Source organism: Variovorax sp. DXTD-1, assembly GCF_003984625.1.
Taxonomy (GTDB): domain Bacteria; phylum Pseudomonadota; class Gammaproteobacteria; order Burkholderiales; family Burkholderiaceae_C; genus Variovorax.
This window is the reverse complement of sequence record NZ_RWKH01000020.1, coordinates 1-19,397: the sequence shown is the minus strand read 5'-3', so window position 1 is coordinate 19,397 and position 19,397 is coordinate 1. Positions and strand designations below refer to the sequence as shown.

Genomic DNA, 19,397 nt, shown 5'->3' with positions numbered 1-19,397 from the left:
CGGGTCAGGCGATTTTCTTGAGGCCCTTCGCATAGCGAACGGCGTTCTGTACGTAGTGGTCGGAGCCGTGGCGCAAGCGGGCGGCGTCTTCGTCGCTGATCGTGCGCATGACCTTGGCGGGCGAACCGAAGATCAGCGAGTTGTCCGGAAACTCCTTGCCTTCGGTCACGACGCTGCCGGCGCCGACAATCGAGTTGCGGCCGATCTTCGCGTTATTCAAGACCACGGCCTGGATGCCGATCAGCGAGTTGTCGCCGATGGTGCAGCCGTGCAGCATGACCTGGTGGCCGATGGTGACGTTCTCGCCGATGGCCAGTGGACTGCCGGGGTCCGAATGCAGCATCGACATGTCCTGCACATTGCTGTTGCGGCCGATGGTCATCGTCTCGTTGTCCCCACGCAGCACCGCGCCAAACCAGATGCTCGCGTTTTCACCCAACTTCACGTTGCCGATCACTTCCGCGCTGTCGGCCACCCATGCGCCGGTGCCAAGTTGCGGCGCAACGCCGTCGAGTTCATAAAGGGCCATCGTGAAGGTCTCCGAGCGGGGCAAAAACTAGAATTGTAGGGATGCACCCCCGATTGAGCGCGTTGGCCGCGCTGCGACTGACCGACCCTGAAGCCAAGGTGGCTGCGACACGCGCCACGGCTGCACTGGCAGCTACCGATTCCATAGCACTTGAACCCCTGCGCGCCGAAGGGGACGATGCTGGTGTGCCGGGCCGCCCCGAACGGCCGGTGCGCGTGGCTGCCACCGCCGTGCAAAAGCGCTCCCCCTTCACGCCCGAAGGCCGCGCCGCGCTGATCCATTCGATCTGCCACATCGAGTTCAACGCCATCAACCTCGCGCTGGATGCGGTGTGGCGCTACGACGGCATGCCCGAGGCCTACTACCGCGACTGGCTGCGCGTGGCCGACGAGGAGGCCCAGCACTTCACGCTGCTGCATGCGCACCTGCAGGGCATGGGATACCGCTACGGCGACTTCCCCGGCCACGACGGGCTATGGAGCATGTGCGAGAAAACCAAGGACGATGTGCTCGCGCGCATGGCGCTGGTGCCGCGCACGCTCGAGGCCCGCGGGCTCGACGCCACGCCGCTCATCCAGGCCAAGCTCAAGCGCGTCAACACGCCCGATGCACTGCGCGCGGTCGAGATTCTCGACATCATTCTGCGCGACGAGGTCGGCCATGTGGCCATCGGCAACCGCTGGTACCGCTGGCTGTGCGAGCGCGCCGGCCGCGACCCCGAACAGACCTACCCCGAGCTCGTGGCGCACTACGAAGCACCGCGCCTGAAGCCGCCTTTCAACTTCGAGGCACGCGAGCGCGCCGGCTTCAGCGCCGGAGAGATGCGCGCGCTTTCGGCCGGCGCCAAGACCGAATAGAAGAAGGCCTACGCAGGCCTGGCGTGCACCACCAGCTTGGGCGCGAAGTTCTGCAGCACGTCGCCGTTCTGGTTGAGGGTGCGGCAGCGCATCGTCACCATCGCGCGGCCGGGCTTGGAACGCGACGGGACGATCTCGACCACCTCGCCCTCCACATGCAGCACGTCGCCCGGCCGCGTGGGCTTGGGCCATTGCAGTTCGCCGCCCGAACCGATGATGCCGTCGGCCAGCGGAATGCCGCTCTCCACCAGCAGCTTCATGGTGAGCGCCGCCGTGTGCCAACCGCTTGCCGCGAGACCGCCGAAGAAGGTGTCCTTCGCGGCCTCTTCGTCGGTGTGGAAAGGCTGCGGATCGAACTGGAGCGCAAAGGCCTTGATCTGCGCCGCGTCCAGCGTGTGTTCACCACTGCGAAAACGGTCGCCGACCGACAGGTCTTCGAGGTACAGCGCACGCTTGGCGCCGGGGTCGTCAGGGAGTGCCGCCATGAGGGTTCCTTGTAGTGCCTGCGCGCATTCTCCAACCTTCAGACGCGTTCGAGGATGGTGGCAATACCCTGCCCGCCGCCAATGCATTGCGTGGCCAGCGCGTAGCGGCCCTTTTCGCGCGCGAGCAGGGCCGCGGCCTTGCCGGTGATGCGCGCACCCGTCGCGCCCAGCGGATGGCCGATGGCAAGCCCGCCGCCGTCGAGATTGACCTTGGCCGGATCGAGCCCCAGGTCGCGAATGCAGGCCAGCGCCTGCGACGAGAAGGCTTCATTGAGTTCGATCACGTCGAGATCGGCAGCAGTCAGGCCCGCCCGTGCCAGTGCCTTGCGCGTCGCGGGGATCGGACCGATGCCCATGATCGCCGGATCCACGCCCACCGTTGCGAAGGACCTGATGCGGGCCAGCGGCTGCAGGTTGTGCTTTGCGGCAAAGGCATCGCTGGTCACGAGAACGACCGCAGCGCCGTCGGTGAGCGGCGACGAGGTGCCGGCGGTTACCACGCCATCGGGACGGAACGCCGGCTTCAGGCCCGCCAGCGCCTCGGGCGAGGTGCTCGGCCGAATACAGCCGTCCGCATCGATCACGTCGCCGGATGCCAGCCGCACCGGCACGATCTCTCCTGCCAGGCGGCCCTCAGCACGCGCGGCCGCGGCCTTGCGGTGCGACTCGACGGCAAAGGCCTCCTGGTCGGCGCGGCTCACGTTCCAGCGCTGCGCAACGTTCTCGGCCGTCTCGCCCATCGAGATGTAGGCGTCGGTGCTTTCCTTCAGCTCCGGATTGGGCGAGAAGTTGAAGCCGCCCTGCGGCACCATCGTCATCGACTCCACGCCAACGCACAGGAAGGCCTCGCCCATGCCCGCTTCGATCTGCGCCGCAGCAATGTGCACCGCCTGCATCGACGAGCCGCAGAAGCGGTTCACCGTCATGCCGCCCACCTCGTGCGGCAGCCCCGCCAGCAACCCCACGATGCGCGCGAGGTTGTTGCCCTGCGAAGCTTCAGGGTAGGCGCAGCCGAGGACGATGTCTTCGAGCAGCGCCGGGTCGAGGTCGGTGCGCTGCAGCAGGCCGCGCACCACACCGGCGGCCAGCGTGTCGGGGCGAACCTCAGCAAGTGCGCCCTTCTTCGCGAAGTGGAACGGCGAGCGGGCGTAGGCGGAAATGACGGCTTTCATGAAGATGCTCCTTGTGTCACACCTACCATCCAATCGGTAGGCAAAAGGGTCAAAAAATAAGCACGTCGATGCGTGCCTGCGATCCGCCCGGCGTCAACCGGGCAATGAACTCCTGAGCTGCGCGATGGCTTCGTCGAAGTCTTCGACGCGGCCCGTCATGCGCGACGCGAGCAGCGCGCCCTGGCACACCGAGAACACATAAGACGCCAGCGAGGCCGCCGATGCGCCCTTCTTGTGCCCGGCCGGCGCCAGCGCGCCGAGCACGCCGGTGAGCCACAGCACCTGCGTGTTGCGCAACTCCTGCACGGCTTGGCGCAGCTCCTCATTGATGCAGTCCCACCCGGGCGTCAGCGCTCCTGCGGGACACATGCCCGAACCCGCCTTGAGCGTGTTGCGGTACATGCGGAAATAGGATTCGAGTGCGTCGTTCGGCGCTCGCACTCGTGCGGCTTCCCAGTTCTTGAAAAGCTGGGTGGCCTCGCGGATCACCGCAATGCCCAGCGCTTCCTTGGTGGGAAAGTGGTGATACAGGCTCGCCTTGCGAATGCCGACCGCATCGGCCACGTCCTGAAAGCTGAAGCCCAGGTAGGAGCGCGTTTCAATCAGCGAGCGCGCCACCGCGAGGATCTGCTCGCGGGTGCTGCCGGTGGCAAGGGCTGTGGCGCTGGACATCTACCTACTATAAGGTAGGGAGGCGCGAGCCTGCAAGCGGCAGGGTCAATCGGCCTTGATGTTCGCTGCCTTGATGATCCGCCCGTTGCTCTCGAACTCCGAGGCGATCTCCTTCGCAAAGGCGGCCGGCGTGCCGCCGGTGGGCACGTTGTCGGTGGCGGTGAGCTTGGCGCGCAGCTCGGGGCTGGCCAATGCCTTGGTGATCTCGGTGTTGTACTTCGCAATCAAAGCCGGCGGCGTTGCGGCGGGCGCGAACACACCGAACAGCGAGTTGATGTTTGCGGCGTTGTAGCCCAGTTCGCCCAGCGTGGGCACCTGCGGCAGGCTCTCGAGCCGCGCGGGTGCGCCCACCGCCAGCGGACGCAGCTTGCCCGACTGGATGTGCGACGAAAGCGTGGGGCTCGCGTTGGTCGAAAGAATTTCGAACTGCCCGCCCAGCGCATCGTTGAGCTGCTGGCCGCCGCCCTTGTACGGAACGTGCGTGATGTCCACGCCCGCGGCCACCCTCACCTGCTCCAGCACGATGTGGCCGAGCGACGCCGGGCCCGAAGTGGCCCAGCGCACGGCGCCCGGCTGCGCCTTGGCATCGGCGATGAGCGCGCGGAAATCCTTCGACTTGCTGGCGGGCGTGGCAATCAGCAGCACCGGCGAATACATGACGCTCGAAACGGGCGCGATGTCTTTCAGCGGATCGAAGGGCAGCTTGCCCAGGTGCGGGCTCAGCACCAGCGGGCTGATGGCCGAGAAGCCGAGCGTGGCGCCGTCGGGCGCGGCCTTGGCCACGGCGTCCATGCCGATGGCGCCGCTGGCGCCGGCGCGGTTTTCCACCACCACCGTGGTGCCCAGTTGGGCAGCGAGCTTGTCCCCGAGCGCTCGCGCCACCACGTCGCTGACACCGCCCGCGGGGTACGCCACGATGAGTCGGATGGTCTTGGGAACGGTTTGGGCCTGCGCGCCCGCGGCGGCTGCGCAGCAAAGCGCCAAGGCGGCAAAGAGCCGCGACGGCTTGAACGAAAAATGCATATCGGGTCCGGAAAAAATCATGGCTGTCGGTCTGAAGAGACCGCCGATTCTGAATCAATGCGCAGCAGCGCGAGCGCGTTGCCCACGGCCTCGCCGCCTGCCGTGTTGTCGAAGATGCACCAGCATGCCGCGCCCTCTTCACGCGCCTGCCGCAGCCGCTTTGCAAGCCGCACAAGGAGCGCGTTGTCGTAAGCCGACCGGTACCGCCGCGGCGAGCCGTGCAGGCGCAGGTACGCCAGCGCCGGCCATCCACCCGGAGCCGCCGCCTCGTCGAACAGAACCGGATCGGCCAGCACGCGGGCCACCTGGAACCGCGACAGCAGCGCGTCCACCTGCGGCGTGAACCAGCTGCGATGCCGCGGCTCGAGCACAACCGCGCCCCGGTGCCGCCGCCGCAGCGCCGAAAGAAATCGCTTCACCGCGCCGGCATCGAAAGGCAGGCTGGGCGGAAGCTGCACGACGAGGCAGCCGAGCTTGGCGCCCAATCCGCCGGCCTGTTCGAGAAAGGCATCGAACTCCGGCATGGCATCGAGCAGCCGTTTCTCGTGCGTGATGGATTGCGGCAGCTTGACCGCAAAGCGAAAACCCTCTGGCGTGCTCGCGGCCCAGCGCTCGTAGGTTTCGCGCCGGTGCGGCCGGTAGAACGAGGTGTCGATTTCCACCGCGTCGAAGCGCTGGGCATAGCGCTCCAGGTGCGAGCCTTCGGACGGAAACTCCGGCCACAACGCACGCGGCAGGCTCCAGCCGGCGCAACCAATGCGCAGTGGCGGTAGCGGCATCGCGCGGTTCATTCGCCCAGCCCTCAGCCCCGTGGATGATGCTGTGAATGCAGCTGCTTGAGCCGCTCGCGCGCCACGTGGGTGTAGATGGTGGTCGTCGAAATATCGGCATGGCCCAGCAGCAGCTGCACCGCGCGCAAGTCGGCGCCATGGTTCAGCAGGTGCGTGGCAAACGCATGGCGCAAGGTGTGCGGCGACAGCGGCACGTGAATGCCCGCGGCCGCGGCCTGCTTCTTCACGATGACCCAGAACATCACGCGCGTCATGCCCGCGCCGCGCGAGGTCACGAACAGGTCGGGCGTCTGCTGCCCATCGAGGATGGCGGGCCGCGACTCCTCCAGGTAGCGCTCTATCCAGCGCCGCGCCTCGCCGCCGAATGGCACCAAGCGTTCCTTGTTGCCCTTGCCCAGCACGCGCAGCACGCCGTCGTTCAGGCTCATGTCGATGGCCTTGAGCGCAACGAGTTCGCTCACGCGCAGCCCGCTCGCATACATCAGCTCGAGCATGGCGCGGTCGCGCAACCCGAGCGGCGTTTCCACATCGGGCGCGGCCAGCAGGTCCTCCACCTGCTTTTCCGACAGGGTCTTGATGGCGCGCGGCATCTGCCGTGCGGGCGCCAGCCGCAAGCTGGGGTCGGCCGAAATGCGCCGCTCGCGCAATGCCCAGCGGTAGTAGCGCTTGAACACGGTGAGCCGCCGGTTGGCCGACGTGGCCTTGCCCTTGCTGGAAAGACGCACGCCCATGTAGGCCTGCAGGTCGTTTTCCTTCGCGGTGTCGAGCCCCGTGCCGCTGCGCTCCCTGCGAAGCCACTGCGCGAACAGCGCCAGGTCGCGGCGATAGGCGGCGAGCGTGTTCTTCGACAGCCCGTCCTCCAGCCAGAGGGCATCGATGAAGTCGTCGATTTCAGGGGTTTGTACGGCGGCCGCCTCGGTCATGCTCGCAAGATATCAAAAAGAAGAACACCAAAGAAAAAGGCCGCCCGTGGCGCGGGCGGCCTGTTCGCAAGAAGCAGGATCAGTCGAGCTTCAGCTTCTGCTTGGCGACCACCTGCTTGTAGACGTCGTATTCGGCCTTGATCTGCGCGGCAAACTGGTCGGGCGTGTTGGCCACGATCAGCGAGCCCGTGTCTTCGATGCGCTTCTTCACGGCCGGGTCTTCCACGGACTTCTTCACGCCGGCGTTGATCTTGTCGACCACTTCCTTCGGCAGGCCCTTGGGGCCGAGGATGCCGTAGTAAGCCATGCGATTGACCGGCTCGAGCCCCACTTCCTTGAAGGTCGGCACGTTGGGCAGCGCGGCCAAGCGCTGCGGCGCCGACACCACGATGGGGATCAGGCGGCCGCTCTGGATGAACGGCATGGCCGACGGAATGTTGTCGAACATGATCGGCACCTGGCCGGCCACCACGTCGTTCAGCGCCGGGCCCGCGCCGCGGTAGGGAATGTGCGTGACGAAGGTGTTGGTGAGGCTCTTGTAGAGCTCCATCAGCAGGTGGCCGATGCCGCCCGTGCCCGACGAGGCGTACGAATACTTGCCGGGGTTCTTCTTGAGCTCGGCCACGAACTCGGCGTAGTTCTTGGCCGGGAAGCTTGGGTTCACCGCAATGATGTTCGGCGTGGCCGCGATGTTGATGATCGGCGTGAAATCGTTGACCGGGTCGTACGGAACCTTGGGGTTGATGGCCGGGTTGGCCGCCGTGCTCGAGACCGTGGCAACACCCAGCTTGTAGCCGTCTGGCGTGGCGCGTGCCGTTTCGGCCGCGCCCACAATGCCGCCGCCACCTGCGCGGTTGATCACCACCACCGGCTGGCCCAGCACCTTGCCGAGCGGGTCGGAAATCACGCGCGCCACGATGTCGGTGGTGCCACCGGGTGCAAAAGGCACGCTCAGTTCGACCGGCTTGTTGGGATAGCCCTGCGCGAAGCTCTGGCCCGCGGCCGCGACCAGCGCGGCGGCACCCACCATGGCGCCCCATTGACGACGTTGCATCTATAACTCCTTGATTGACTGATGTCGAAAAAGCAAAGCCCCGGATGCTAGCCGCTTCGCACATTGGCGGTGCTGTGGATTACCCATGGTCCGCCACGGTTTATGCTCGAAGCGGTGAACTTCGCCCAGCTGCTCTTTCCGGATTTTTCGCTCATTGCCATCGGTTGGCTGCTCTGCCGCTACACCGCGCTCGACCGCCGCGTGTGGGATCAGGTCGAGAGCCTGGTGTACTACTTTCTCTTCCCGGTGCTGCTGTTCCATTCGATCGTGCGCAGCCCGCTCGATTTTGGCGCCACCTCGAGCCTGCTCACGGCGGGCGTCGGCGTGGGGCTCAGCGGCATCGCGCTGGCCTATGCCCTGCCCTACGTGCCGGGCCTGCGCTCGCACATCGACCGGCGCGACCACGCGGCGAGCGCGCAGATCGCGTTCCGTTTCAACTCCTTCATCTGCCTTGCGCTTGCCGAACGGCTGGCCGGGCCGCAGGGCCTGTTGCTGATTGCGGTGCTGATCGGCGTGTGTGTGCCGATGTTCAACATTGCGGCGGTGTGGCCCATGGCGCGGCATGCGCAGAGCGGCTTTGCGCGGCAGCTGGTGCGCAATCCGCTGATCGTCGCCACGCTGACGGGCCTGCTGGCCAACCTGCTGGGCTTCACCGTTCCGAACTGGGCCACGCCGACACTCACGCGAATCGGCGCCGCCTCGCTCGCGCTCGGCCTGCTGGCCGCGGGGGCGGGCATGCAGTTCGCCACGCTGGGGCGCGGCAAGGTGCTGGCGGTTTCGGTGTTGTCGATCCGGCATTTGTTGCTGCCGCTGGTTGCCTGGGGCCTGTCTCGCGCGCTGCGGCTCGATGCAACCCAGGCTTCCGTGCTGATGGCGTTCTCCGCCGTGCCCACGGCCTCGAGCGCCTATGTGCTCGCGGCGCGCATGGGCTACAACGGCCCGTATGTGGCCGGACTCGTGACCCTGTCCACGCTGCTCGGCGTGGCGAGCCTGCCGTTCGCGCTGGCCTTGCCGCGCTAGGGCTGTTCGGCGTTCGGGCGCTGCGCCAGCGCCCAGGCCACGTGCTCGCGCACCAGTTCGCTCGCATCCGATGTCCGCGTGGCCAGGGCTTCCGCGGCGCCGCTCTCGCCCGCGCGCAGTGCGTTGCCCAGCGCCACGGCGATGTTGCGCAGCCAGCGCTCGTGCCCGATGCGCCGGATGGGGCTGCCTTCGGTGAAGCGCAAGAAATCTTCCTCCGTCCAGGCAAAGAGTGAAGCCAGCGCCTGGCCGGTCAGTCCTTCGCGTGCGTCGAAATCGGGCAGCGCGCTCTTCTTCGCAAACTTGTTCCAGGGGCAGATCAGCTGGCAATCGTCGCAGCCGTAGATGCGGTTGGCCATCAGCGGCCGAAGCTCCAGCGGAATCGGCCCGCCGTGCTCGATGGTGAGATACGAAATGCAGCGCCGCGCGTCGAGCCGGTGCGGCGCAATGATGGCCTTGGTCGGGCATACATCGATGCAGGCGCTGCAGCTGCCGCAATGCGCGGTGACCGGCTCGCTCTCGGGCAGCGCCATGTCGACATAGATCTCGCCGAGAAAGAACATCGAGCCCGCGCTGCGGTCCAGCACCAGCGTGTGCTTGCCGCGCCAGCCCTGGCCGCTGCGCGATGCGAGCTCGGCCTCGAGCACGGGCGCCGAATCGGTGAAGGCGCGATGTCCGAAGGGCCCTACCTCTTCCGCAATGCGTTCAGCCAGCTTTGCGAGCCGCGTGCGAAGCACCTTGTGATAGTCGCGCCCACGTGCATAGACGGAGACGATGGCCTCTCCGGGCCGCTCGAGGCGATCGAATTCCACGGCCTGCCAATCATCGAGGGGCGTGTCCCGCGGCAGGTAGTCCATGCGCGCGGTGATCACGCTCACCGTTCCCGGCACCAGCTCGGCGGGCCGCGCGCGGCGCGTGCCGTGCGTTGCCATGTATTTCATCTCGCCATGGAACCCATGGGCCAGCCATTGCATCAGACCTTCCTCGGCGCTCGATAAATCGACGCCCGCGATTCCGATTTGGGAGAATCCGAGTTCCCGGGCCAATGCCTGAATACGAGCAACGAGTGGATGGCTGACGATCACTTGCCGATTGTAGAAACGCCGAAGAACGCCGGCCACACACTGCGCTGGCGCAGCGAGGAGGACACCGACGCCTTTGCGCGCGCGCTCGCGGCCGCACCTGCGCTGCGCGATGCCTTCATTGCGCTGCACGGCGACCTCGGCGCCGGCAAGACCACCTTCGTGCGCCACCTGCTGCGCGCACTCGGCATCCAGGGCCGCATCAAGAGCCCGACCTATGCCGTGGTGGAGCCGCACGAGGCGCCCGACGGCCTTGCCATCTTCCATTTCGACTTCTATCGATTCAACGATCCGCGCGAGTGGGACGACGCCGGCTTCCGTGACATTTTTGCCGGACCGGGGCTCAAGCTTGCCGAATGGCCAGAAAACGCTGCGGGCCGCACACCAATTGCGGACCTCGCTATTAAAATAGAAGCAATGACAGACGACACACGCAGCGTGACCCTTCTTGCGAACACTCGCCGCGGCAGCACTCTGCTGACGCACATCGCCGCATGAAGGCGGGCGGCCTCAAGCGGCGCGTGCTCCTGCAGGGCGGCAGCATTGCGCTGATGCTCGGCGTGCACCAGATTGCGCGCGGCGCCACCATCCTTGCCGTGCGCGTGTGGCCCGCGGCCGACTACACGCGCGTCACCATCGAATCCGATGCACGGCTGCATTCGCAGCAACTGGTGGTCGGCAGTCCGCCGCGGCTGGCGGTGGACATCGAAGGCATCGACCTCAACCCCGAGCTGCGCGAACTGGTCGGCAAGATCAAGCCCGGCGACCCCTACATCAACGGGCTGCGCGTGGGCCAGAACGCGCCGAAGGTCGTGCGCATCGTGTTCGACCTGAAGCAGGCCGTGGTGCCCCAGGTCTTCTCGCTTGCGCCCATTGCTGCGTACAAGCACCGGCTGGTGCTCGACCTCTACCCCGAAAAAGCCATCGACCCGATGGAAGCGCTGATCACCGAGCGCCTGCGCGAGGCACCGCGCAGCAACGGGAGCAGCAGCAACGACACCGCCGTGGCCACCGCGCCCTCGGTGCCGCCGCCCGCGGCACCTTCTTCGCGCCTGGCGCCCGACGGCGGCCCGCCGATCCTCGTGCGGCCCTCGCCCAACGTGCCTGCGCCGCGCCCGACGGCCGGCAGCATCGCGCCTCCCGCAACGCCCGCCCGGCCGCCAGCCGTGGCCATGCCGCCACCCGCGCCGGCACCCGATCCGCTGGGCGAGCTGATGGCGCAACAGGCCACGCGGCCCGGCCCCGCCGCGCCGCCAGCGCCCGTCGCACCTCCCGCCGCACCGCCGGTGGCCGTCGCGCCGCCTCCCGCGCCCGCCCCGGCCTCGCGCGGCGGCGCCACCGCAAGCCGCACTGACCGCATCATCATCGTGGCGCTCGACCCCGGCCATGGCGGCGAAGACCCGGGCGCCATCGGCCCGAACGGCACGCGCGAGAAAGACATCGTGCTGCAGATTGCGCATCGCCTGCGCGACCGCATCAATTCCAGCAGCGTCGGCGGCAACCCGATGCGCGCGTTTCTCACGCGCGACGCCGACTTCTTCGTGCCGCTTGGCGTGCGCGTGCAAAAGGCGCGGCGCGTGCAGGCCGATCTTTTCGTGAGCATCCACGCCGATGCGTTCACCACGCCCGCCGCGCGCGGCGCAAGCGTTTTTGCGTTGAGCCAGAGCGGCGCCTCGAGCAGCGCCGCGCGCTGGCTCGCCAACAAGGAAAACGAAGCCGACAAGGTCGGCGGCGTGAACGTGGGCAACCACGAGGCGCAGGTACAGCGCGCGCTGCTCGACATGAGCACCACGGCGCAGATCAACGACAGCCTCAAGCTCGGCGGTGCCATGCTCGGCGAAATCCGCGGCATTGGCGCGCGGCTGCACAAGCCGCAGGTCGAGCAGGCGGGTTTCGCCGTGCTCAAGGCACCCGATATTCCGAGCGTGCTGGTCGAGACGGCGTTCATCAGCAACCCCGAAGAAGAAGCCAACCTGCGCAGCGTGAGCTACCAGGAGAGCCTGGCCGATGCGCTGATGCGCGGCATCCAGCGCTACTTTGCGCAGAACCCGCCGCTCGCGCGCAGCCGTCAGCTTTAAACCCTTGCGCGCCGCCCTGCTGTCCCACGCGGGGCGGCCCGTGGCACCGCACAGTCAGGCGCGGCAGGCTCCTACACAGGGGCCGGGCCGCTTTTGCCCATCATGAACCCATCACTTTAGAAAGGTGGACATCATGAAAGCACGCATCTGGATTACCGCTGCAGCAGCGACCTCGGTCATGGCGCTCGCAGGTTGCGCTTCCGGTCCCAACCAGAACCTGGGCACGGGCGTTGGCGCGCTCGGCGGCGCAGCGGTCGGCCACGCCATCGGCGGCAACACGGCCAGTACCCTGGGCGGTGCAGCCGTGGGCGGCGTGATCGGCAATCAAGTGGGCCGCAGTGTCGACGAACGCAACCAGCGCAACTACTACGAGAGCCAGCGCGCCTATCCGCCGGGCACCTATTACCCGCGCAATGGCCCGACCTACTGACCCTTTACCAACCCATGTTGAAGCGCGCCATCACTGGCGCGCTTTTTTCATGGGCCCGGTGTTTAAGCCTTCGAAGGCAGTTGCGCGCGCGCCTTTTCCGCTCGCGACGCGCGCCATGCGCCGAAGATTGCGAGCAAGCCAGGCACGATGATCAGCGCCCAGATGATCTTGTCGAGGTGCTCGCGAACGAAGGGCAGGTTGCCGAAGAAGTAACCCGCCGTTGCGATGCCGAGCACCCAGATCAGCGCGCCGCCCACATTGAACATGGTGAACTTGGCCCGGTTCATTTCAGCCACGCCGGCCACGAAGGGCGCGAAGGTGCGAATGAACGGCATGAAGCGCGCCAGCACGATCGTGATGCCGCCGTAGCGCTCGTAGAACGCATGGGCCTGGTCGAAGGCCTTGCGATTGAAGAAGCGCGAGTTCTCCCACTTGAACACCTTGGGCCCGAAATAGCGGCCGATGCTGTAGTTGCACTGGTCGCCCAGAATGGCCGCCACGATGAGCACCGCGCACGCGATCGGATAGCTCATGAGCCCCACGCCGCACAGCGCCCCCACGATGAAGAGCAGTGAGTCGCCAGGCAGGAACGGCATCACCACCGCGCCGGTCTCCACGAACACGATCAGGAAGAGCAGCGCATAGACCCAGGGGCCATAGGCCACGACGAAGGCCTCGAGGTGTTTGTCGACATGCAGGATGAAGTCGACGAGAAAGCTGATGATTTCCATGGTGTGGCGGATTATCCGTGCCGCACGCCAACCGATGTCCCGTGACGGATTCGGACACGCTCAATGACAGGTCGATACATCCCGGCAGGGCTTCTAGAATGCTCGCGTGAGCGCCCTTCCCTCCTCCATTCCCGTCTTCGAACGCCGGCCGATCCGCGAGCTCCCCGACGAGCTGATCAGCCAGATTGCCGCAGGCGAAGTGGTCGAGCGGCCGGCTTCGGTGGTGCGCGAGCTGCTCGACAACGCACTCGATGCCGGCGCGAGCCAGGTCACGGTGCGGCTGGCCTCGGGCGGCGTGCGGCTGATTTCGGTCGAAGATGACGGCCTGGGCATTCCGCGCGAAGAACTCACGGTGGCCTTGCGCCGCCACGCAACCAGCAAGATCGCGAGCCTCAACGACCTTGAAACGGTCGGCACCATGGGCTTTCGCGGCGAGGCGCTCGCGGCAATCAACGCGATTGCCGAACTCAGCATTCTTTCGCGCTTTACCGGCGCCGACAACGCCTTTGCGCTCGACGGGCGCACCGGCGAACTGCGGCCGGTGGCACGCTCCGTCGGCACCACGGTCGAAGTGCGCGAGCTGTTCTTTGCAACGCCCGCGCGCCGCAAGTTCCTGAAGACCGACGCCACCGAGCTGGCCCACTGCATCGAGGCCGTGCGCCGGCATGCGCTGGCGCGGCCCGAAGTCGGTTTTTCGGTATGGCACGACGGCAAGCTGATGGAGCAATGGCGCGCCGCCGACAAGCGCGAGCAGCGGCTGGCCGATGCATTGAGCGACGACTTCGTGATGCAGAGCGTGGCGGTCGATCACATCGGCGGCGCGGTGCGCGTGGTCGGCCGTGCGGGCATTCCCGATGCGGCGCGATCGCGCGGCGACCACCAGTTCTTCTACGTCAACGGCCGCTTCGTGCGCGACAAGGTGCTTTCGCACGCGGTGCGCAGCGCCTACGAAGACGTGCTGCACGGCCAGCGCCAGCCTGTGTACGCGCTCTACCTCGAAATCGATCCGTCACGGGTCGATGTGAACGTGCACCCGACCAAGATCGAAGTGCGTTTTCGCGATGGTCGCGAGGTGCACCAGGCGGTGCGCCATGCCATCGAGAACGCGCTTGCCGCGCCGCGCGCGGGCGATGCGGTCGTGCCGGCAGCGGCGCAACAGCCCTTCTTCAAGCCCAATGTGCCTGCCTCTGGAGCCACCTGGGCGCAGCCGGCCATCAACTTTGTGGCGGCAGAACGCGGCGTGGGCGATTTCGACGCCATGTGGCCGCGGCGAGCCGATGAATCGGTAATGGAGCGTTCCGGCGCCGAAACCTCCCACTGGCCCGTGATCGGCACCCCGCCCATGTCGTTCCGGGCGCCTGTCGGGCTGGCGGCGAACCCCGCCCCCGCCGAGCCGCTGGCCACCAACGAAGAGGCGTGGCCGCTCGGCCGCGCCGTGGCCCAGCTGCACGGCATCTACATCCTGGCCGAGAACAGCCAGGGCCTGATCGTGGTCGACATGCACGCCGCACACGAGCGCATCGTTTACGAGCGCCTCAAGACGCAGCTCGACGGCGCCGCCATCACGAGCCAGCCGCTGCTGATCCCGGCGACCTTTGCGGCCACACCGCAAGAAGTGGCCACAGCCGAGGCCTGCGCCGCGGTGCTGCCCACGCTGGGCCTCGAAATCACGCCGTTTTCGCCGCGCACCCTTGCGGTGCGCGCGGTGCCGGGCACGCTGGCCGACGGAGATCCGGTCGAACTCGCCCGCAGTGTTCTGGCCGAACTGGCCCAGCACGACGCCAGCACTGTGGTGCAGCGGGCACAGAATGAGCTGCTCTCGACCATGGCCTGCCACGGCGCAGTGCGGGCCAACCGCAAGCTCACCATCGACGAAATGAACGCTTTATTACGCCAGATGGAGGCAACAGAGCGTTCGGACCAGTGCAACCATGGCCGCCCGACGTGGCGGCAGCTCTCGATTCGCGAGTTGGACGCGCTTTTTATGCGCGGCAGGTAGCAGATCCGGACATTTTCAGGGTTTTTACGGAGTTTTTGGAAGTCATCCGCGAAGCGGGCACGGGCGTTGCATGTGTAGAACAAAGTGCCACCTGAGGCACTATGGGGGAGGTTCTGGAACGCAGTGTCGGCGCGTTTCAGTCGAAAGCGTATGAACTTTCTGCCGGCTTCGCTGTCCCTCTAGCCCATGAAACGCTGGTCTCTGCTTGCCTCCGTTATTTCGCTGTGCGCCCTTTTGGCCGCCGGCTGCTCCACATTCGACGAACAGCAGCGCGAATGGATTTTTCAACCCAGCGACCGCAGCTGGGGCAACACCGCCACCATGACCGAGGGCATGCAGGACGTCTGGATCGACTTCCAGTCGTCCATTACCGGCGAATCCGCGCGCCTGCACGGCCTGTGGCTCGGCGGCGAACCCGAGACCACCGATCGGCCCGTGATGCTGTACCTGCACGGCGCCCGCTACAACGTGGCCGGTTCGGCCCCGCGCATCCAGCGCATGCACGAACTGGGCTTTTCGGTGCTGGCCATCGACTACCGGGGTTTCGGCAAGAGCTCCAAGGGCCTGCCTTCGGAAGAATCCGCTCGCGAAGACGCCCGCGCCGCCTGGATGTGGCTGGCCGCGCGCCACCCGCGCCAGCACCGCTACATCTTCGGCCACTCGCTGGGCGGTGCCATCGGCATCGACCTGGCGGCCAACGTCAAGGACGAGAGCGGCACCATCGTCGAAAGCACCTTCACCTCCATTGCCGACGTAGTGAGCGGCTTCAAGTGGGGCTGGCTGCCGTTCGGTCCGCTCATCACGCAGCGTTTCGAGGCCATCAACCGGGTCAAGGACATCGGCGCGCCGCTCCTGGTGGTGCATGGCACCGCCGACAGCCTGATCAACCCCACGCTGGGCCGCAAGCTCTACGACGCGGCCACGGTGCCCAAGCTCTTCGTGCTGGTCGAGGGCGGATCGCACCACAACACCAATTCGGTCGGCGAAGCGCAGTACCGTTCGGCGCTCTCGCAGCTGTTCCGCATGAAGCCCGAGACCACGCTGGCCGCGCGGCAGCCGGAAGGCGCGCCCGTCGTGCGCGGCGCGCAGCCGGTGCCGGTGCTGCGGGCGGTGCCTCGCCCGGATTCGGCCGTGCTGCCGCAAGAAGCGCGCGGCAAGGCCACGGCAAGCGCACAGGCCATCTGAGCGAAAGTCCCGGCTTCGGTTTTGTTGTTACCCTCGGGCGCTTATGCCGCCCTCCGTTGCCGCTTCCGGCCTTCCTGAAAAACTGACATACATCGCGCTCGCGGGGCCGACGGCCTCCGGCAAGACCGCGGTGGCGCTCGCGGTGGCACAGCTGCGGCCTGTCGAAATCGTCAGCGTCGATTCCGCGCTGATCTACCGCGGCATGGACATCGGCACGGCCAAGCCGAGCAAGGCCGAACAAGCCAGCGTGCCGCACCACCTCATCGATATTCGCGACCCGGCCGAAAGCTACAGCGCGGCGGCTTTCGTGGCCGACGCGACGCGGCTGATCGAAGAGATCCGCGGGCGCGGCGCCCTGCCGCTCCTGGTGGGGGGCACCATGCTGTACTTCAAGGCGCTGTTCGACGGCATCGACGCCATGCCCGCGGCAGACCCTGCAGTGCGGTCGCGCATCGACGCCGAAGCCGCGGCGCTCGGCTGGCCCGCCATGCACGCGCGGCTGGCCAAGGTCGACCCCGCGACGGCCGCACGCCTTGCGCCGCAAGACAGCCAGCGCATTCAGCGCGCACTCGAAGTGTGGGAAAGCAGCGGACAGCCGTTGTCCAGCTTTCATGCGGGTGAAAACAAGGCCGCAAAAGGCCTGGCGGGCGGCGCGCTCTTTTCGCTCGAACCCGCCGACCGCGCCTGGCTGCACGCGCGCATTGCCGATCGCTTCGACGCCATGCTTGCCGCCGGCTTTCTCGACGAGGTCGAGGCACTGCGCGCACGTGGCGACTTGTCGACGGAGCTTCCTTCGATGCGCTGCGTGGGCTACCGGCAAGCGTGGGAAATGCTCGATGCCTGCGGCAACGAGAGGCCCGGCGCCAAGGCCATGGCCGAGCTGCGCGAACGCGGCGTTGCCGCCACGCGCCAATTGGCCAAGCGGCAGATCACCTGGCTGCGCAGCATGCCCGCGCGCACCGTCATCGCCTGCGACGCACCCGACGCGGTGCGCACCGCCGTTCAACGCATCGCGGCCGCCGCATGACACTGCGCATTTCGAATCTTGCCAAGCACTACGGCGACGTGCCCGTCTTCGAGAACGTGACGATCACTGTCGAGCCCGGCGAGTTCGTCGCCATCGTGGGCGAATCGGGCGTGGGCAAGTCGACGCTGCTCAACTGCATGGCCGGGCTCGACAGCTGGGACGCAGGCACCGTCACGCACGAGGGCATCGACATCGGTGCCCTCGACGGCGAGGCCTGCGCGCTCTGGCGCCGCCGCCATGTCGGCTTCGTGTTCCAGGCCTTCCACGTGCTGCCGCACCTGGACGTGGCGCAGAACGTGTCGCTGCCGCTGATGCTGCTCGGCCAGCAGCGCGATGCAAACCGTGTAGTGCACATGCTCGACGCGGTCGGCTTGCCCGGCATGGGCGCGCGGCTGCCGCAAACGCTTTCAGGCGGGCAGCTGCAGCGCGTGGCCATTGCGCGCGCGCTCGTGCATCGCCCCGCCCTGCTGCTGGCCGACGAGCCCACGGGCAATCTCGATCCGACCACCGCGGCCAAGGTGATGGAGCTGCTCATCGGCCAGACGCGTGAACACGGCGCCTCGCTGGTGCTGGTCACGCACTCCGAAAGCGCCGCGGCCCGCGCGGACCGGCTGCTGCACCTGACCGCAGAAGGAATCCGCGCCTGAGCGAGTGAGCTAGGCGAGCAAGGCCGCGTAGCGCGACAGGTCGACATTGCCCCCGCTGATCACGATGCCGACCCGTTGCCCCGCGATGGCCTCGCGTGCCGCAATCGCGCCCGCAAACGCAAGGCAGCCCGTCGGCTCCACCACCATCTTCATGCGCTCCGCAAAGAAGCGCATCGCTTCGACGAGCTGGTCGTCCGTCACGGTAAAGATGTCGTTCACGTCGCGCTTGATGATGCCGAAGGTGTATCCGCCCAGATGCTGCGTCTGGGCGCCGTCGGCAATGGTCTTGGGCGTTTCGATGTGCACGATCTTTCCCGCTTGGAACGATTGCTGGCCGTCGTTGCCGGCTTCGGGCTCCACACCGTAGACCTTGCAACCGGGCGCCAGCGCGCGTGCCGACAGCGCCGAGCCCGACAGCAGCCCGCCGCCCCCCAAACACACGAACAAGTGGTCGAGCGGACCGGTTTCCTCGATCAGCTCCTTCACCGCCGTGCCCTGCCCCGTGAGCACGTCGGGGTGGTCGTAGGGCGGAATCATCGTCATGCCGCGCTCCTGCGCGAGCCGCCTGGTCAGCGCCTCGCGGTCTTCCGTGAAACGGTCGTACATCACCACTTCGGCGCCGTAGCCCTTTGTGGCCGCCACCTTCGCGGCGGGTGCGTCCTTGGGCATGACGATCACCGCGGGCATCGACAACAACCGCGCCGAGAGCGCAATCGCCTGCGCGTGGTTGCCCGAAGAAAACGCGATCACGCCACCCTTGCGCTGCGTAGCGTCGAATTTCGAGAGCGCATTGAAGGCGCCGCGAAACTTGAAGGCGCCCATGCGCTGGAAGTTCTCGCACTTGAAGAAGAACCGGGCGCCCCATTGCTCGTCGGCGGTGGTCGAACGCAGCACAGGCGTGCGATGGGCGTGGCCTTCGAGCCGCGCGGCCGCGGCAATGACGTCGTCGTAGGTGGGTAGTTGCATGCGCCGAGCTTAGCTCTCTGAAATTATTTGAAGATTTAATTATTGCGTGCACTTCTTATCAAATCGCCAACGCGAGAATCGCCACCTTGTCCTTCAGCCGCTGCGTGAAAGTCCTGGTAGTAGCGGATCTCAGAGAAAAATTCAATGCGTCGTTTCATGGGCATACAACCTCCTTGGCCAACCGAAGCAATGGTCTTGCAGGAAATCAGCGATCTCATGGCCCGGCATCAGTCGACAGTTCCCCTCAAAGGCGTTCTTGCACGCAAGACGACAGAGGGCCATGCCGAAGAGCAGTTCTTGAACAAACGGATGATTCCAATGCAGGGGCCCGTCTGAAATGGACTCGGACAGCGACCCCATCGCTTTGCCGAGCAGGCATACGACCCGGTCGCGTTCTGTGCTGCCCATCGCCTGCGCCACACGGGCATCGCTCATCACCGAGACCATAGTGGCCATCAGGTCTGCGAGAGTCGCTTGAAGCGCGGCAACTTGCTGCGCCAGATCGCTGGTGGATGGATTGACTTTTTCGCCGTCCATCACCGCCCCCGATCGTTCCCCTGTTGCTGGTCCGCTTGCGCTGCGGCGTGTGCCTGGGATAGGGCGCGCTCGGTCGCGCGCTGCTCGTCGAACTGCTGCACGTCCTGCATGGTCTGCTGCACTGTGCGCAAAGGCTGCGTGGCTTCAAGAGTGGCGTATCGGCCGGGCAACGAGGTCGATCTGAACAGAACT

At 66.6% G+C, this 19,397-nt stretch carries 22 protein-coding genes; 9 read left to right on the top strand and 13 right to left on the bottom strand.

Going from position 1 to position 19,397, the window contains the following annotated elements; translation table 11 throughout:
• Positions 1–4 precede the first annotated feature (4 nt).
• Positions 5–529, bottom strand: coding sequence for a gamma carbonic anhydrase family protein (locus EJI00_RS18555; RefSeq protein ID WP_126748968.1), 525 nt, complete (start codon positions 527–529; stop codon positions 5–7).
• 41 nt (positions 530–570) lie between these two features.
• On the opposite strand from EJI00_RS18555, the gene EJI00_RS18550 reads away from it, so the two are divergent.
• On the top strand, positions 571–1,386 hold the full coding sequence (locus EJI00_RS18550) for a ferritin-like domain-containing protein (RefSeq protein ID WP_126748967.1): 816 nt from the start codon (positions 571–573) through the stop codon (positions 1,384–1,386).
• A gap of 8 nt (positions 1,387–1,394) precedes the next feature.
• Here the strand turns inward: EJI00_RS18550 and EJI00_RS18545 are convergent, their stop codons facing one another.
• From EJI00_RS18545 to EJI00_RS18515, 7 genes are all read right to left on the bottom strand, one after another.
• Positions 1,395–1,871 carry a MaoC family dehydratase gene (locus EJI00_RS18545; protein WP_126748966.1) on the bottom strand — a complete coding sequence of 159 codons (477 nt, stop codon included), beginning with the start codon at positions 1,869–1,871 and terminating at the stop codon, positions 1,395–1,397.
• A 38-nt stretch (positions 1,872–1,909) separates the two neighbouring features.
• The gene (locus tag EJI00_RS18540) at positions 1,910–3,043 is read right to left on the bottom strand and encodes a thiolase family protein (RefSeq protein WP_126748965.1); all 1,134 of its coding nucleotides are present in this window, start codon (positions 3,041–3,043) and stop codon (positions 1,910–1,912) included.
• Between the two features lie 93 nt (positions 3,044–3,136).
• Positions 3,137–3,715 carry a TetR/AcrR family transcriptional regulator gene (locus tag EJI00_RS18535; protein WP_126748964.1) on the bottom strand — a complete coding sequence of 193 codons (579 nt, stop codon included), beginning with the start codon at positions 3,713–3,715 and terminating at the stop codon, positions 3,137–3,139.
• A 45-nt stretch (positions 3,716–3,760) separates the two neighbouring features.
• On the bottom strand, positions 3,761–4,738 hold the full coding sequence (locus EJI00_RS18530) for a Bug family tripartite tricarboxylate transporter substrate binding protein (protein ID WP_126748963.1): 978 nt from the start codon (positions 4,736–4,738) through the stop codon (positions 3,761–3,763).
• Positions 4,739–4,755: 17 nt separating this feature from the next.
• Entirely contained in the window at positions 4,756–5,529 is a 774-nt protein-coding gene (locus EJI00_RS18525) for a DUF72 domain-containing protein (RefSeq protein ID WP_126748962.1), read from the bottom strand.
• A gap of 11 nt (positions 5,530–5,540) precedes the next feature.
• Positions 5,541–6,452, bottom strand: coding sequence for a site-specific tyrosine recombinase XerD (gene xerD / locus EJI00_RS18520; RefSeq protein WP_126748961.1), 912 nt, complete (start codon positions 6,450–6,452; stop codon positions 5,541–5,543).
• 79 nt (positions 6,453–6,531) lie between these two features.
• The gene (locus EJI00_RS18515; RefSeq protein ID WP_126748960.1) at positions 6,532–7,506 is read right to left on the bottom strand and encodes a tripartite tricarboxylate transporter substrate binding protein BugE; all 975 of its coding nucleotides are present in this window, start codon (positions 7,504–7,506) and stop codon (positions 6,532–6,534) included.
• A gap of 102 nt (positions 7,507–7,608) precedes the next feature.
• On the opposite strand from EJI00_RS18515, the gene EJI00_RS18510 reads away from it, so the two are divergent.
• The gene (locus tag EJI00_RS18510; protein ID WP_126748959.1) at positions 7,609–8,526 is read left to right on the top strand and encodes an AEC family transporter; all 918 of its coding nucleotides are present in this window, start codon (positions 7,609–7,611) and stop codon (positions 8,524–8,526) included.
• Here the strand turns inward: EJI00_RS18510 and queG are convergent.
• Positions 8,523–9,608: a tRNA epoxyqueuosine(34) reductase QueG gene (queG, locus tag EJI00_RS18505; protein ID WP_126748958.1), complete on the bottom strand. Its 1,086-nt coding sequence runs from the start codon at positions 9,606–9,608 to the stop codon at positions 8,523–8,525. The genes EJI00_RS18510 and queG overlap by 4 nt on opposite strands.
• Between queG and tsaE the strand changes: the two genes are divergently transcribed.
• From tsaE to EJI00_RS18490, 3 genes are all read left to right on the top strand, one after another.
• Positions 9,594–10,103 (top strand): tRNA (adenosine(37)-N6)-threonylcarbamoyltransferase complex ATPase subunit type 1 TsaE, encoded by a 510-nt coding sequence (tsaE, locus tag EJI00_RS18500; RefSeq protein ID WP_126748957.1) that lies wholly within the window; start codon positions 9,594–9,596, stop codon positions 10,101–10,103. The genes queG and tsaE overlap by 15 nt on opposite strands.
• The gene (locus EJI00_RS18495; protein WP_126748956.1) at positions 10,100–11,683 is read left to right on the top strand and encodes an N-acetylmuramoyl-L-alanine amidase; all 1,584 of its coding nucleotides are present in this window, start codon (positions 10,100–10,102) and stop codon (positions 11,681–11,683) included. Before tsaE ends, EJI00_RS18495 begins: the two co-directional genes overlap by 4 nt.
• Before the next feature lie 133 nt (positions 11,684–11,816).
• A complete protein-coding gene (locus tag EJI00_RS18490; protein ID WP_126748955.1) occupies positions 11,817–12,113 on the top strand; it encodes a glycine zipper domain-containing protein in 297 nt (98 codons plus the stop codon).
• Positions 12,114–12,175: 62 nt separating this feature from the next.
• On the opposite strand, the gene EJI00_RS18485 is transcribed toward EJI00_RS18490, so the two are convergent.
• The gene (locus EJI00_RS18485) at positions 12,176–12,844 is read right to left on the bottom strand and encodes a DedA family protein (protein ID WP_126748954.1); all 669 of its coding nucleotides are present in this window, start codon (positions 12,842–12,844) and stop codon (positions 12,176–12,178) included.
• Positions 12,845–12,950: 106 nt separating this feature from the next.
• Here EJI00_RS18485 and mutL point away from each other — a divergent pair, with 106 nt between their 5' ends.
• The 4 genes from mutL (at position 12,951) to EJI00_RS18465 (ending at position 17,702) form a co-directional block, all read left to right on the top strand.
• A complete protein-coding gene (mutL, locus tag EJI00_RS18480) occupies positions 12,951–14,843 on the top strand; it encodes a DNA mismatch repair endonuclease MutL (RefSeq protein WP_126748953.1) in 1,893 nt (630 codons plus the stop codon).
• 186 nt (positions 14,844–15,029) lie between these two features.
• The gene (locus EJI00_RS18475) at positions 15,030–16,028 is read left to right on the top strand and encodes an alpha/beta hydrolase (protein WP_126748952.1); all 999 of its coding nucleotides are present in this window, start codon (positions 15,030–15,032) and stop codon (positions 16,026–16,028) included.
• A gap of 43 nt (positions 16,029–16,071) precedes the next feature.
• The gene (gene miaA / locus EJI00_RS18470; RefSeq protein WP_126748951.1) at positions 16,072–17,055 is read left to right on the top strand and encodes a tRNA (adenosine(37)-N6)-dimethylallyltransferase MiaA; all 984 of its coding nucleotides are present in this window, start codon (positions 16,072–16,074) and stop codon (positions 17,053–17,055) included.
• Entirely contained in the window at positions 17,052–17,702 is a 651-nt protein-coding gene (locus tag EJI00_RS18465) for an ABC transporter ATP-binding protein (RefSeq protein ID WP_126748950.1), read from the top strand. Before miaA ends, EJI00_RS18465 begins: the two co-directional genes overlap by 4 nt.
• A gap of 9 nt (positions 17,703–17,711) precedes the next feature.
• Here EJI00_RS18465 and EJI00_RS18460 read toward each other — a convergent pair whose 3' ends face one another.
• The 3 genes from EJI00_RS18460 to EJI00_RS25270 form a co-directional block, all read right to left on the bottom strand.
• Entirely contained in the window at positions 17,712–18,668 is a 957-nt protein-coding gene (locus EJI00_RS18460) for a threo-3-hydroxy-L-aspartate ammonia-lyase (RefSeq protein ID WP_126748949.1), read from the bottom strand.
• Between the two features lie 141 nt (positions 18,669–18,809).
• Complete coding sequence (locus EJI00_RS18455) at positions 18,810–19,205, bottom strand: hypothetical protein (RefSeq protein ID WP_148110642.1); 396 nt, start codon at positions 19,203–19,205, stop codon at positions 18,810–18,812.
• Positions 19,205–19,397: hypothetical protein (locus EJI00_RS25270; RefSeq protein WP_221885052.1), on the bottom strand; the 193-nt coding region annotated here is incomplete at its 5' end. The genes EJI00_RS18455 and EJI00_RS25270, both read right to left, overlap by 1 nt.

Bases quoted from the DNA above. Each gene is read 5' to 3' on its own strand.
- EJI00_RS18555 (WP_126748968.1), bottom strand. From the start codon at position 529: ATGGCCCTTTATGAACTCGACGGCGTTGCGCCGCAACTTGGCACCGGC.
- EJI00_RS18550 (WP_126748967.1), top strand. From the start codon at position 571: ATGCACCCCCGATTGAGCGCGTTGGCCGCGCTGCGACTGACCGACCCT.
- EJI00_RS18545 (WP_126748966.1), bottom strand. From the start codon at position 1,871: ATGGCGGCACTCCCTGACGACCCCGGCGCCAAGCGTGCGCTGTACCTC.
- EJI00_RS18540 (WP_126748965.1), bottom strand. From the start codon at position 3,043: ATGAAAGCCGTCATTTCCGCCTACGCCCGCTCGCCGTTCCACTTCGCG.
- EJI00_RS18535 (WP_126748964.1), bottom strand. From the start codon at position 3,715: ATGTCCAGCGCCACAGCCCTTGCCACCGGCAGCACCCGCGAGCAGATC.
- EJI00_RS18530 (WP_126748963.1), bottom strand. From the start codon at position 4,738: ATGCATTTTTCGTTCAAGCCGTCGCGGCTCTTTGCCGCCTTGGCGCTT.
- EJI00_RS18525 (WP_126748962.1), bottom strand. From the start codon at position 5,529: ATGAACCGCGCGATGCCGCTACCGCCACTGCGCATTGGTTGCGCCGGC.
- xerD (WP_126748961.1), bottom strand. From the start codon at position 6,452: ATGACCGAGGCGGCCGCCGTACAAACCCCTGAAATCGACGACTTCATC.
- EJI00_RS18515 (WP_126748960.1), bottom strand. From the start codon at position 7,506: ATGCAACGTCGTCAATGGGGCGCCATGGTGGGTGCCGCCGCGCTGGTC.
- EJI00_RS18510 (WP_126748959.1), top strand. From the start codon at position 7,609: ATGCTCGAAGCGGTGAACTTCGCCCAGCTGCTCTTTCCGGATTTTTCG.
- tsaE (WP_126748957.1), top strand. From the start codon at position 9,594: ATGGCTGACGATCACTTGCCGATTGTAGAAACGCCGAAGAACGCCGGC.
- EJI00_RS18495 (WP_126748956.1), top strand. From the start codon at position 10,100: ATGAAGGCGGGCGGCCTCAAGCGGCGCGTGCTCCTGCAGGGCGGCAGC.
- EJI00_RS18490 (WP_126748955.1), top strand. From the start codon at position 11,817: ATGAAAGCACGCATCTGGATTACCGCTGCAGCAGCGACCTCGGTCATG.
- EJI00_RS18485 (WP_126748954.1), bottom strand. From the start codon at position 12,844: ATGGAAATCATCAGCTTTCTCGTCGACTTCATCCTGCATGTCGACAAA.
- EJI00_RS18475 (WP_126748952.1), top strand. From the start codon at position 15,030: ATGAAACGCTGGTCTCTGCTTGCCTCCGTTATTTCGCTGTGCGCCCTT.
- miaA (WP_126748951.1), top strand. From the start codon at position 16,072: ATGCCGCCCTCCGTTGCCGCTTCCGGCCTTCCTGAAAAACTGACATAC.
- EJI00_RS18465 (WP_126748950.1), top strand. From the start codon at position 17,052: ATGACACTGCGCATTTCGAATCTTGCCAAGCACTACGGCGACGTGCCC.
- EJI00_RS18460 (WP_126748949.1), bottom strand. From the start codon at position 18,668: ATGCAACTACCCACCTACGACGACGTCATTGCCGCGGCCGCGCGGCTC.
- EJI00_RS18455 (WP_148110642.1), bottom strand. From the start codon at position 19,205: ATGGACGGCGAAAAAGTCAATCCATCCACCAGCGATCTGGCGCAGCAA.